The organism is Reyranella soli, from assembly GCF_007992495.1.
Classification (GTDB): Bacteria; Pseudomonadota; Alphaproteobacteria; order Reyranellales; family Reyranellaceae; genus Reyranella; species Reyranella soli.
In genome coordinates, this window is sequence record NZ_BKAJ01000114.1 from 34,185 (window position 1) to 46,496 (window position 12,312).

At 62.5% G+C, this 12,312-nt stretch carries 13 protein-coding genes; 6 read left to right on the top strand and 7 right to left on the bottom strand.

Features of this window, described 5'->3' with window-relative positions; genetic code table 11:
* Window positions 1-33: 33 nt before the first annotated feature.
* From RSO01_RS30450 to RSO01_RS30460, 3 genes are read right to left on the bottom strand one after another with little or no spacing between them, the layout of a single operon-like run.
* Window positions 34-786 (bottom strand): class I SAM-dependent methyltransferase, encoded by a 753-nt coding sequence (locus tag RSO01_RS30450; RefSeq protein ID WP_147154329.1) that lies wholly within the window; start codon window positions 784-786, stop codon window positions 34-36.
* Window positions 786-1,700, bottom strand: a complete 915-nt coding sequence (locus RSO01_RS30455) for a hypothetical protein (protein ID WP_147154330.1) — start codon at window positions 1,698-1,700, stop codon at window positions 786-788. The genes RSO01_RS30450 and RSO01_RS30455 overlap by 1 nt, the downstream gene beginning before the upstream one ends.
* Window positions 1,697-2,803 carry a Gfo/Idh/MocA family protein gene (locus RSO01_RS30460; protein ID WP_147154331.1) on the bottom strand — a complete coding sequence of 369 codons (1,107 nt, stop codon included), beginning with the start codon at window positions 2,801-2,803 and terminating at the stop codon, window positions 1,697-1,699. The genes RSO01_RS30455 and RSO01_RS30460 overlap by 4 nt, the downstream gene beginning before the upstream one ends.
* 178 nt (window positions 2,804-2,981) lie before the next feature.
* Here RSO01_RS30460 and RSO01_RS30465 point away from each other — a divergent pair, with 178 nt between their 5' ends.
* On the top strand, window positions 2,982-3,962 hold the full coding sequence (locus RSO01_RS30465) for an NAD-dependent epimerase/dehydratase family protein (RefSeq protein ID WP_147154332.1): 981 nt from the start codon (window positions 2,982-2,984) through the stop codon (window positions 3,960-3,962).
* Window positions 3,963-4,152: 190 nt separating this feature from the next.
* Window positions 4,153-5,619 (top strand): undecaprenyl-phosphate glucose phosphotransferase, encoded by a 1,467-nt coding sequence (locus RSO01_RS30470; RefSeq protein WP_147154333.1) that lies wholly within the window; start codon window positions 4,153-4,155, stop codon window positions 5,617-5,619.
* A gap of 12 nt (window positions 5,620-5,631) precedes the next feature.
* Here RSO01_RS30470 and RSO01_RS47645 read toward each other — a convergent pair whose 3' ends face one another.
* Window positions 5,632-6,210: a hypothetical protein gene (locus RSO01_RS47645; RefSeq protein WP_170303473.1), complete on the bottom strand. Its 579-nt coding sequence runs from the start codon at window positions 6,208-6,210 to the stop codon at window positions 5,632-5,634.
* 721 nt (window positions 6,211-6,931) lie between these two features.
* Here RSO01_RS47645 and RSO01_RS30480 point away from each other — a divergent pair.
* Both RSO01_RS30480 and RSO01_RS30485 read left to right on the top strand, forming a co-directional pair.
* Window positions 6,932-7,780, top strand: a complete 849-nt coding sequence (locus RSO01_RS30480; protein ID WP_170303474.1) for a response regulator transcription factor — start codon at window positions 6,932-6,934, stop codon at window positions 7,778-7,780.
* 394 nt (window positions 7,781-8,174) lie between these two features.
* Window positions 8,175-8,714 carry a hypothetical protein gene (locus RSO01_RS30485; RefSeq protein ID WP_147154336.1) on the top strand — a complete coding sequence of 180 codons (540 nt, stop codon included), beginning with the start codon at window positions 8,175-8,177 and terminating at the stop codon, window positions 8,712-8,714.
* A gap of 244 nt (window positions 8,715-8,958) precedes the next feature.
* Here RSO01_RS30485 and RSO01_RS30490 read toward each other — a convergent pair whose 3' ends face one another.
* Both RSO01_RS30490 and RSO01_RS30495 read right to left on the bottom strand, forming a co-directional pair.
* Window positions 8,959-9,630: an HAD family acid phosphatase gene (locus tag RSO01_RS30490; RefSeq protein WP_246158931.1), complete on the bottom strand. Its 672-nt coding sequence runs from the start codon at window positions 9,628-9,630 to the stop codon at window positions 8,959-8,961.
* Between the two features lie 185 nt (window positions 9,631-9,815).
* Complete coding sequence (locus tag RSO01_RS30495) at window positions 9,816-10,520, bottom strand: SH3 domain-containing protein (protein ID WP_147154338.1); 705 nt, start codon at window positions 10,518-10,520, stop codon at window positions 9,816-9,818.
* 185 nt (window positions 10,521-10,705) lie between these two features.
* Between RSO01_RS30495 and RSO01_RS47650 the strand changes: the two genes are divergently transcribed.
* Entirely contained in the window at window positions 10,706-10,873 is a 168-nt protein-coding gene (locus RSO01_RS47650; RefSeq protein WP_170303475.1) for a hypothetical protein, read from the top strand.
* Window positions 10,874-11,043: 170 nt separating this feature from the next.
* Window positions 11,044-11,295 carry a hypothetical protein gene (locus RSO01_RS30500; RefSeq protein ID WP_147154339.1) on the top strand — a complete coding sequence of 84 codons (252 nt, stop codon included), beginning with the start codon at window positions 11,044-11,046 and terminating at the stop codon, window positions 11,293-11,295.
* Between the two features lie 26 nt (window positions 11,296-11,321).
* On the opposite strand, the gene RSO01_RS30505 is transcribed toward RSO01_RS30500, so the two are convergent.
* Window positions 11,322-12,312: hypothetical protein (locus RSO01_RS30505; protein ID WP_218037507.1), on the bottom strand; the 991-nt coding region annotated here is incomplete at its 5' end.

Consider the following 12,312-nt stretch of genomic DNA (forward strand, 5'->3'; position numbering starts at 1 on the left):
GCCTCCATTGCAGGGTACGGCAGAGAAAGATCGTCAGGCCGGCGGGGAGGAGATGACCTCTTCGCTCTTCCTGGCGCGTTTCTCGAAGACGATCTGATAGTCGCCGTTCCTTAGATCGTGCCGGCCGAGCGTCAGCGCGTTCATTGCCGCGACGGTTCCGGAGAGCAGCCGTCCCAGCGCGGGCCTTCGTTCCTCCAGGCTGGCATAGACCCAGTGCGGGAATTCGCGGAAGTAGATCGTCGAGAATCCCAGCTGATCGCAGAACGCGATCAACTTCTTCGGATGCACCAGCGGGTGGTAGACGGTGCGGAACGGAGCGTGTCCGGGCTGCCCGGCCGTGGCGCTACCCATGACGTGCCGGTAGAACCAGACATGGAACCAGTGAGGCGAGTACTTGGTCACAAGGCCGGAGAACGAGGCCGGATGGGGGGCTCCGATGAACAGGACGCCGCCGGGCGCGAGCATCTCGCCGAAGAGCCGGATCGCCTGTTCGGGGTGATCCAGATGCTCGATGACCTGGTTGCAGACGACCAGGTCGAAACTGTCCGGGGGGAATGAGTAGGTCTGGATATCGCCCTGGATCTTGATGTCGGCATACGTGTTGTTGTTCAGTTGCACTTTATCGATATCGACCACCGAGATCGTCGAGGCGACGAGCAGCGAAGGCGGCAGGAGGGACAGCGATCCGCCTCCGGCCTCGTAGATGCGGGCATGGCTGCCCCGCAGCCTGGCGGCGATCAGTTCGCCTGCCCGACGCGAGGCTGTCTCGTAGCTCGTCGTTCCCATCACACTGTCCCGGCGCTGAGTGCGCGGCGCTCCTGACTTGCGGCGGGCCAGTACCTGTCCACGAGCTCGCAGGTATGGCGGATGTTGGCGCCGCGCGATGCGCCGAACACGATCGATGCGATGTTGGGCTGGCCGCATACCCATTTGATCGCCTCCTCCGGCGGGATCGCACCCGAGGCGAAAACTGACATGGCTATGGCGCGAAAGCGGCCCGACCGCAGGACCCGCTCATTCGCTTCGAGGCCGCCGGACATGCGAAAGCCGAGCTTGTTGATGTTCGCGCAGATGATCGGATTGTCGATGCCGACCTCCTCGAGCACGGGCAGGAGGCGCGGCATGTTCATTGTTATGAAGCCCGGCTCAGCACGATATCGGTCGCGGACCTGGTCGGCGAATATTCGGAACGCCTGTTTGGCGCCAAGCCCAAGCAGCAGGTCGACGACGATGTTCTGCAGGAAGATGACCGGCGTGCTCAGCCCCCGGAACATCTTCATCTCGGCGTCCATGAGAGGCGCCGCCAGGCCCTCGAGGTCCTTTCGCGCGACGGCCATGCCGCCGCGCAGGATGGCGCTGAGGCGGCCCTCGTCGGGAAGGAATCGCTTGAGGGCGCCAAACATCCCTTCCTCGGTGACGGCATTGGCATATTTGTGCGCGTACGGCATCGAAGGATAGAAGGTGAACTCCTTGTAGCGCTCGGGGTTTGCACGCATGCGATCGCAGATCGCCGAGATCCGGTCGTGAGTCGTGCACATGAAGGTCCGGACGCCTGCATCCAGCGCGGCATCGAGCACTTCCATGACGGCCGCCGCGTCGCGGAAACGCATTGCCTGCGCGCGCGCCTTGTCCTCGGACATGTGGTTCACGCCGAAGAACTGATTGTCGCCGAACAGGAGCCTGTCCAACTTCGCCCTCATGCTTGCCGGGAAAAGAACGGTGCAGATGCCTTTGCGAAGAATCGCGAGACGCCTTTCGCTGCAGTTGCGTCCGGACGCCGATCAGACGAATCGTCCGCCAGCAGCATGGCAATCACGCGATCCGTCTGGCTGGCGCTCTCGAAGCAGCTCTCGCCGCCCGGCCGCCTGCCGGCGACGGCCGCCACGAAGTGGTCGAGTTGGGCTGAATATTCTTCGCCGCGCAGGTAGAACCAGACCGGCGCCGCCAGATGCGTGGTCGAGCGCATGTTCCACCCCTGCTGATAGTCCGGCAGTGGGCCGCATGGCTCCCGGAGATAGGCCTGGACTTCCTGGCGATCGGCGGAAATCCGACCGTTCGTGCCCCACAAGGTCAGCTTGGTCGTCATCTTGCGCTGGGACTCGTCGCACCAGTTGACCGAAAGCTGTGCCGTCAGCCCGGCGGGCCGGTCGTAGTACAGCGTCGAGTAGACTTCGTCGTCGGTATCCCGGGAAAAGACCTTGCCGATCGACGTGCCGCCCACATGCGCCGGCATCCCGAAGTACCAATTCAGCAAGTTTATGGGATGTGCTGCATAGTCGTAGAGGCAGCCACCGCCGGTGCTGCGCCGGCTGCGCCACGTCGAGCCTTTCGGCCGGAGCACGACGGGGCCGTAGGCTTCCGCCAAGGCGTGTGTGATCTGTCCGATGGCGTCCGCCTCGATCAGCCGCTTCACTTCCCTGAAGGTGCTGGTGAAGCGATAGTGATAACCGACCTGATGCACCACGTCCCGGCTCTGGGCCAGGGCGGCCAGTTCCGCCGACTGGTCGGGAGCGAGGGTCAGGGGCTTTTCGCAGAACACGCTGATGCCGCGGTCGAGCGCCGTTCTTGCCATTTCGTAGTGGTGTGCCGAGGGCGTCGCGAGAACCAGCGCGGCGGGCGAGGCCTCATCCAGCATCCTCGAGAAATCGGAATGCACGTTGACGCCGGTGTTCTTGTTCAGGATGTCGAGCAGGTATTGCGCCGTGTCGCATACAGCTACCACGTCGACATCCATGTGAGCCTTCAGGATGGACAGATGGGAGATGCCCATCTTCCCGAGGCCGGCGACGGCGATGCGAACCATGCTGATCCTGCAGATGTAGGGTCTCGCCCGATCGTTTTCTTATCGTTGTTAACGATATGCAGTCTGACGAATGGGCGCCGGCTGAAAGTGTGTCAAAGTTGGGACTACGGTTGCCGACTGATAAGAAAAACGTAAAGTGGCTGCGGGGACTATTTTTCGTCCAGCGGCGGGACCAGCTATGCGGTATCTCGTTACGGGTGGCTGCGGTTTCATCGGGTCCCATCTCGTCGACGCGCTGATCGAGCGGGGCGACGAGGTCGTCGTTCTCGACGACCTGTCATCGGGCCGGTTGCAGAATTTGAACAAGCGGGCGTCGCTTCTGCCGGGCTCTGTCCTCGACCCCGCCCTCGTGCGACGTGGAGTTCGCGACATTCAGGCGTGCATCCATCTGGCGGCCATTGCTTCTGTTACGCGGTCGGCCGAAGACTGGGTCGGCAGCCATAATGTCAACCAGACGGGCCTGATCGCGGTGCTGGACGCGTTGCGTCAGGCGAAGCTGTCGGTCCCGGTCGTCTATGCATCATCAGCGGCGGTCTACGGCGACCAGCGGCATGTGCCGATCGCCGAGACCGCGAGTCCGATGCCGCTGTCGGCATACGGCGCGGACAAACTGTGCTGCGAGGTGCAGGCCCGCACAGCGGCACGCTCATGCGGACTTCCGAGCCTCGGGTTGCGCTTTTTCAACGTATACGGTCCGCGGCAGGACCCTGCTTCGCCGTACTCGGGCGTAATTTCGATCTTCGCGCGATCGTTGCTGGAGGGCTTGCCCTTGACGATCTTCGGCGACGGATTGCAGACGAGGGATTTCGTCTTTGTCGGCGACGTCGTCGCCTGTGTGCTGGCGGCGGTCGGCAAGGCTTCCCTGAAGGCCGATGTTCTCAACGTCTGTACCGGGACGGCAACGACCGTGGCGCAGCTCGCTGCGGCGGTCATGAGCGCCGGGCGCGCGTCCGTTCCGGTGATGTACAGGGAGGCCAGGGCGGGCGACATCAGGCATTCCGTGGGATCGCCATTTCGCGCGGTCGCGGAGCTCGGTCGCGAGAATCGCACGCCATTGGATGTCGGCCTGGGCCGAACGCTGGGCTGGCTCTGCGAGCTGGATCACGACCGGTCGTCAAAGCCGGGTGTGAGTGGCCACACCAGCCGCCGATTGGCGTGAGTCTCATTCTTAATTTTTTCTTTTCTTTTCTTATGGTCGGGTTTATGCAGGTTCGGCCATGCCCCTCATGCCGCGGACCGGCGAGCAGGATTCGAAAAGCAAGGATCGGAGAAGGGCGGCAACGGTAGCTGTTCGTGGTTGAGTGCCGGTCGAGCGGAGCGCTTGACGACTTGCGACAGCAGGAGAAGCGATGCCCAGCGATGGCAGCTTGATGCGTCGTGGCACGGTCGGCGTTTTCGGGGTGTTCCGAGCGGCGCCCTTCGCCTCATCGCCGGCATCCTACGTCGATCTCGAGACGCGCCTGCCGGGTCTGCTGCGCGTTTCTGACTGGTTCGGCATCGCAATCCTGGGATTGACGATCGGCGCGCTCTTCTCGTCACGCGGTACCGGTTCGTTGACCCATTCGCTTGGGGTCGTTCTCGGTGCGACGGCCACCGTGAACTTCTTGCATCTCGCGCATGCCTACTCGATGGAGAGTGCCGCCCGGCTGGCGGTTCAATTGACCAAGGTTGCGGTCGCCTGGACCGGCGCGTTTTTTGCGGTGGCGCTCATAACCGTCGTTTCGGGGCACTCCTGGGAATTTTGGGGCGGTTGGACCTTCCTGTGGTTTGCCGGCGCCCTGTCGTTCCTGGCTGCCACCAGATACCTCGCGAGTGGACGAATCCGGCGATGGAGGAGAGAAGGCCGGTTGGTTCGCAGGCTTGCGGTGTTCGGGGCGGGGCGGGAGGCTGTCGATCTCGCGCAGCGGTTGAGGCAGGGCGGCGAGGAGGCGCATCTCGTCGGCGTGTTCATCGATGGTGACATTGCGCCGACCATCGGCAGCGTCGCGGGCGACGGCGATTGCCTGGTGGCGCTGGCCGATGCGGGGAGCGTGGATGAAATCGTCGTCGCCATGCCCTGGCGGTCTCCCGGCGCTTTGAACCACGCGCTGTCGAAGTTCGCGGCGTGTCAGGTCGAAGTCAGGGTTGATGCCGGCATTCCTGAAATTGACTATCCGCCGACGGAGTTCAGCCTGCTGGCCGGAATACCGACGTTGAAGGTGCAGCGGCGGCCTCTGACGGGATGGGGCGCTCCCTTGAAGCGCTTCGAGGACCTCGCCCTGACGCTGATCCTGCTAGTCGGGCTCTTGCCTGTTCTGCTCATCATCGCACTACTGGTCAAAATCGACAGCCGCGGTCCTGTGCTGTTTCGCCAGGAGCGCTATGGCGTCAACAACCAGCGCATCTGGATCTTCAAGTTCCGGAGCATGCATCGCGATCCGGATCCGGATCCGGACGTTCCTCCGGCCCGCCGCAAGGATCCTCGGGTCACGCGCGTCGGCGGCTTCCTGCGGCGGACCAGCCTCGACGAGCTGCCGCAACTGTTCAACGTGCTGCGCGGTGAAATGTCGTTGGTCGGACCCAGGCCGCATGCCGCGGTTCACAACGAAAAGTACGCCCGCCTCATCGAAGGCTATCTCGGGCGCCACCGCATGAAACCCGGCATCACCGGTTGGGCGCAGGTCAACGGGCTGCGAGGTGCAATCGGAAGGATCGAGGAGATGAAGCGACGGCTCGAGTACGATCGCTACTACATGGCCAACTGGTCGCTGCTGCTGGACATCAAGATTCTGCTGATGACCATCCCCGCCGTCTTCCGGGGTACCAACGCCTACTGAAATGGCCGCGAGTCAGCCTGACAGGCGGCGGACGGCCTGGCTTCGTTTCGCATTGCCGAGGAGGCGCTCCAGTTCCAGACGCGTCCGGGCGCTTCCCCACAGTAGGCGATCGGTTGCGTCCAGCAAGGCCTGGTAGTTCTCCTCGCTGTCATCCGCTGACAGAGACTCCATTGCGGTCAGGAAGGTCGCAATGTCGATGTTGATGCGGCCCCAGACGTCCTTGACCGGAGAGTCGGCCGAGAAATTGCCCCGAGACGGCTTGGCTTGAGAGCGGACATTGGCGTTCGCAGGCCGGGTGGACCGACGGCTCGTCGCGATTGGCGTGACCAACGCGATCTTGCCCTGAGTATCGCGCTCCATCTTTCTCCGACCCTCACGGTTGGAAACGCGATTGACAATGTACCGTATCGCAGGAGCGGTACAGTGATAACTCCGGGCGATCTGCGTGAAGCTCTCTCCGCTGTGGAAACGGGCGGCGATCTTCGGCCATTCGTCTTTTGCGATCTTCCCGCGAATCCTCACATTGCGCAAAGGCGATAGTCCTTCATCTTGAGTTATAAGGTTAGACGTTCTCCAGCTGCGCAGCAACATACGTGACAAAGCAGTGATCCGGGGGTGACGAATAGAGCACCGGTCGTGCGCTGCCGCCGCAGACACTTTCGAGTCGGGCAGGACACCGAAAGATCGTTCCCATGCCGCCCCAAAGTGGGCTGTATCTCTTTCGGATCAAAGAGTTTTTCTTGCACATCATGACGCTTGCGCCGCGTTGCCCCGGCTAGCCGGGAAAAGAACGAGGCTCGACCGGGGGATGTCCAAGGTTTTACTTTTCGTGCTGCACTTTCTTTTCACCGGCTGCATCGTCGTTCTCGCAGCTGCGTGGTTGCCGGCAGATGCGATGAGGCGAACTGCGCTGGGCGGTCATGCCGAGCGCCTGGGTGCCTATCTTGGGACAATGATCGTCATGGGTCTGGCGGTCCGAAAGGACCGTCCCTCCCGGTCAATGCAATCTCCTTGGCGCCTGGGCAGCGATCCTGAAAGCGGGACAAGCAGTGGCTCCACGACGTCACGCATGCATTGAGGATCTGGCCTTCAGCTGCCTGGGCATTGGCGTCGGCGGCTTCATTCTCTGGCGCGGCCGGCTTCGGATGCCGGTTTGGTTTGGGGTGTAGCGCAAGATTTCGCCTCTCTGCTGCAGTTGTCTGGCCCCGGGCCGCCCCAAGCGCACGCTATGCGTTCTCACAGCGCATATATATGCACTCATATTGCGAAAATCCGGTAGCCGATGCTAAAGTGCTGCCAAGGTTGGGAAAAAATGGCTTTTCTCGGCTCTGCAGAAAAGGCCGCGCAGGACAGCGAGCGCGCAGACACGCGGCCCCGGAGCGAGCCTAATCTTTCGGCCTTCGACCGGGTTTCGACACCCGTTGCGCTCGTCGACGACGATCCGCTTTATGCAGAGGCACTCGCCGGGGACCTGCGCGATCGTGGCTTCACTGTCCAGGCGTTCTGGGACGGCGAATCGCTGCTGGCGGCGTTGCAGGAAGGCCTTCGCACAGAACTGGTGCTCTTGGACTGGACCCTCCCAGGAATGTCGGGGATTGCCGTCCTGCAGGCGCTGCGTGGGGGCGGCTGGGAGGTGCCGGTTGTCCTGCTGACGGGACAATCTCCTGTCGAGCGCGAGCTCGAGGCCCTGCGCCATGGTGCCATCGACTTTGTCGACAAGGTCCGCGGCATCGACGTGCTCACGTCGCGTCTGCGCTTGTTGGTCGGCGCCAGGCCCCGGCCGCCGGAGGCGGTGCGGTGCGGTGACCTCGTGCTGCACCCCGGCACCGCCCGCGCCGAGTGGCGGGGTCACGACATCGGCCTCACCCTCAGCGAATACAAGGTCGTGTCCACGCTCGTGGCAGCCGCTGGCACGCCGGTGAGCTTCCGCAGCATCCACGACAGGGTGCACTACGAGGGCTTCATCAGCGGATCGGGCGAGAGAGGCTACGAGGTCAATGTTCGTGGCATGATGAAGCGCATTCGTCGCAAGTTCTCGTCCGTCGATCAATCATTCGATGCGATCGGAACCGTGATCGCGAGCGGGTATTGCTGGGGACCGATGCCGCGGCACGATCGGACGTCCAGCGACGCAGAGCATCCTCTCGACCATCGGCACTGAGTACTGCTCCGCCGGAGCGAACAGGGGCTAGCTGGGAGACGCGCGTGAGGCGCTACCATCTAAGCTGGTATCGCCTTAAAACACTCAACCTTATCGAGCCTCAGCGAGGCTCTTGGGACCTGACGCCGCCCCCCCGAACTCGGGCTGCACAGCAATATCGGGTAGGTTGCGTCTTCGGCTCGATATGGTGGAACGCGTCGGGATCAGCGGAATTGCGCAGAGCCATAGTGTCGGGCCTCTTGGCCCTCGCCGGCGGGTAGATATGAATCTTCCCGACCGCGTTGTGAACTCGTGGACCTCGGGATGGCGGAATCTGTTGGCGATGCGACCGTATCCTCTTCAGAAGAAAGGGCCTGCGTTGCGACGGGTCTCTCGATCTTGCAGTTCTCTATCGATGGCCAAGACCGCTAGGCCGACGTTCTCAGCCTTGCTACTGCACAAGCGCCAGGCGTCGGCGGCTGGCATTTTCGGCCGTGGCAATCGGGTGACCGATCACGGCCGCGACGATTTTGCGGACAAAAGCCTTTCCGATCACATGCGAACTGCGGGCAACAAATGCCGATCTGCTGCCACTAATACGGCGCCGCCGGGGTACGCGTGTCGCGTCCAGTTGCTTGCGGTGGGGAAGGACGTTTCAAGCGAGCTCGCTAATCTCAAGGGACTGAGAAAGCGCCTCCGCGCCGAGCTGAGCGAAAGCAACGACATCGAAGAAGGCCAGGCGGCCGATGGTTTCGCACAGATGGAAGCAGAGATCGAGGCGATGATCGCTTCGTACTGGCGGCCCAACCGAAGCCGAGGGGCGGAGCGCCCGAGTCGCACGTCTGAACGCGTGCGACTCGCACGTGCGACCGATTCCCCCTGTTCGTTCTCTGTGTTGATCAGACCAGAGCAACCCGAAAACGCTGGCCAGCTTGAAACATACGAGCTCAGGTAAATGGCGCGCCCGAAGAGATTCGAACTCCTAACCTTCTGATCCGTAGCTAGAAGGCCAGAAATGACTAAGTCATTGATCTGTCGGCTTTTTTGAATATAGATCGTCGCACGTTTCAGGCCACTTTTTGTGCCGGAATCGGCCCTTTGTTGCACGTCAATCGCCTCGCCGGGCCGTTGGGAATTCGATGGGAGTTTCCAACACCGTTCCTGACCGCGATCAGCCCTCGCCTTGAGCCCGGAGGATGTCAGGGTATGTAGTAGAACGGATTGGGCAGCTTGAAGGTTCGTTCGGCGTAGCCGCCGTCGAGATCGGACATCTGGTCGCCCATGTTGGCGATGATGGTGTAACCCATCGCCGCGATCGTGCGGCGGGTCGGTGCCTTGAAGTCAACCAGCGTCGCGAACCGTGCGCCATCGGGCGTGAAGTACGCCCGCTCGTAGCCGGCATAGCCTGCGGCCTGGAGATTGCGTTCGGTCGCGGCCCGCTCGCTTTCGGGGCGACCAGAGATGAAGAAGACCGCCACGCCCAGCGAGCGCGCGGTCCGAAATACCTGCAAGGTCGGCTCGATCGCTTGGTCCTCGCCGCGGAGGTCCCACGCGTGCCAGCCGCACGGTCCTTCGGGCAGTAGGCATGGGCCGGTCGCGAAGCGACCGAAGTCATTGGCGAGAATGACCGGCCAGTTGGTGAGCGCGGTGTCGTCGATGTCGAGCACCAAGGCCGCTCGCGCCACCTGGGTTGCCCGCTGCCGGAGCCAATCGTTGGCCGGCGCGGCGGCGCGTGCCAGGTCACGCATATAGTCACCCGAGTCGTGGTATCTGGTCGCCGCGAGCTTCGCCAGTCCGACGTTGGCCGGCTGCGATGCCGCCTCGGATGGCGGCGATGATGCCGGGGCGCACGCCGCCAGCAGGGTCGCCACGCTCAGTGCCCCAAGGCCGGCGGCACGCACTGTCCTCATGGATGGGTCGGGTTGGGCTTCGCGGTCACTGCGCTGATCTTTGCAGCTTCAACGACGCTTTTCCACCTCGGCACTTCGGCCACGATCATCGCGAGCGACGCGGACTCGCACGTACGGCGTTCACCTGTCGAATGGAGCTGAGGCGATCACTCTGGCGGCAGCGACGCGGGCGGCGACCACGGCGTGTCTGGATTGGGGCAGACCGCAAACTGTTCGGCGCAGGTCCCGTCAGCCCAGCCACGCACGGTGCCCTTCGGCGCACCACTCTCAAGCAGCGGCTTCATGCCCTTCTCCAGCGCGACCTCCACCTGCACCCAATCGCCGGAACAGGCAATGATGCGGCGCATCTTGACGTGCTGAGGGTCGGTGAGAGGGATTCCGTCCTTGTCGAGAACGCGCAGATCGATGACGTCCGCAGATCGCTCGCTTGGCGCTTGCTTCAGCGTGTTGCGCAAGAGTCCCGCCGTCAGCATGCTCCCCGCGACCCAGCCGCGGCCGCTGTAGGGTTTTAGCCGGTGCGGCGGAAGGTTGGTGTCGTCGTAGGCGGGTCCGTCCCCCACCTCGATGAGAAACCAGCCTTTGCGGTAACCAATCACATGGATCACCGCCAGGACGGACTCACCGCCAATCTCCACGGGCGGCAGACGGCCGAGGACACGGGCGTTTCGGTCCGGCGCTTCACGCACATTGAGACCGGCCGGATCCGGGTCGTTGCTGAGCGCGCTGAACTTGCAGGCGGTCACGCCAGCCGGCAAGGGCGTGGACGGCGCGCCTTGCGCGGAGACACCGATCGGAGGGAAGGCACTGAGACCAAGCGCAACGAGCATCCAGCGCAGTGAGCGGTTGAGCATCACCACCTCAGCGTGTGACCGGCCAACGGTCCCATGCCGCCTGCCGTGCGTCAACTTTCCGACGGGCGGGAGCAGCCCCCTACGGCGCTGCATGTCTGGACTCTAGTGCTGAGGCGCGACGTCGCTTGCCAGCGCAGGTCGAGCATGAAAAGGTCCAAATCAGTAAGAGGATGCCAGGACTGGCCATGCAGGATGCCAATCCTTCCGCGCCGGACAATGTCGCTACCAGCTTTGTTCTGCCCACATCGAGCACAGGCGGGCATGGTCATGGCGTCGTCGTGGAAAGCTGCGCACTTGCCTGGACCGTCGTGCGCCGGCGGACATTCGACGACATCGTCGCGATCGAACTGTAATTGGAACGGAGTGCTGAAGAGCCGTTCGTCAGATGCGACATCCTGTTCACCGACGGCGAGTGCCTCGGGATGCTGATTGAGCTGGGCAGAGTGAAGGACGTCGCGATCTATCGAGCTTTCGTGACGGACCTCTTCGAGCGGCTCCCCCTCCACAACGGCAAAGCATCATCTTGCGAGAAGGCGAAGGCCCGGCCAGCCGAATTCTGTCGATCGTGCTCTGCGGCGCCCTCCTGCTTACGCTCCTTGGCGTGCTGCTGTTCGGTGTCGTGTCCGGAGCGTTCTTTCAGGAGGAAAACGCGTGGCTGGGAATCCCTCTCGTCCTGCTGTTTGTGGTCGTGCTTTCTGGAATATTGCGGCGAACCTTGAAGAGCGAGCAAAAGTCCTACGATCCTCAGACCCTCTCTCAGCGTTGTCTGCCGTAGCAACACAGACAGCGACGAGATTAAGGTCAGTGGACCGCCAACAAATAGTTGAAGTCCTCTTTGAGCAAGTCCTTCGCCCCGCCAACGGCGTCTTTACGTGTCGTGCGGCTTTCCATGTTGATACCCCCGCCGATGATGATGGGCCGTACTGACCAGATCCCCGCCACCATCTCGACGACGCCGGTGATTTCCTGATTCAGGGAGAAGCTCCCGGTATCCCCCGCTTTGAACGAGACCGTCCACTGCAGCTCGCTCCCGAGAGGGATGCCAACTGCGTCGCCCCTGGTCCGCTTCGCGACATCGTTTTCGAAGGCAGCGACAAGCGCATAACGGACATTGGCAGCTTCGGCCTGACGAATGAATTCCTGGGTGATCTCCGCGCAGGCGTCACCAGTCCAGCCCACCTTGGACGTCGACGTGCAATGAAAGTAGATGCCGAGAAACTGGTCGATGACACGCTTTGCGTCGGGCGCAAGCGGTGGAGGATGGAGCACAACTGTCGTCGGCCGGTACTCGGCAGGGCTGCGAGGCGGGGGCTGATCACAGGGAACTCCCGTATCCTTCCATAGCCCCTCGCCTCGGGAATCGGGAAAGCCGGTACAGACAATCCACGACCTCGGAACACGGGGAAGGCACATGATCGTTGTTTGCTTCATCTTTGAGCCGATGGAACAGTCTACGTCGCCGAAGTCGGCAGCCTGCCCGTAGATCGTGAAACTCAGGAAGATCATCACAGCTGCAGCATATGTGCGCGGCGCCATGCGTGACGCTCCCTTTGGAAGGATGTCGTGATTCTGCGGCCAGGCAATCCGCTTGCGTGGATCATTGCGGATTGCAAACCATCGTAGCGCGCAAGTCGGGGTAGGGGTAGGGCTCCGGCGCGACGGGCCCATGTCGTCGATTGCAGCGGAGCAGTCGCCCAAAAACGCCGTCCAGCTTGAAACACACACGTTCAGGTAAATGCCGCGCCCAAAGAGGTTCGAACTCCTCACCTTGTGATCCCTAGAGCGTTTTCCG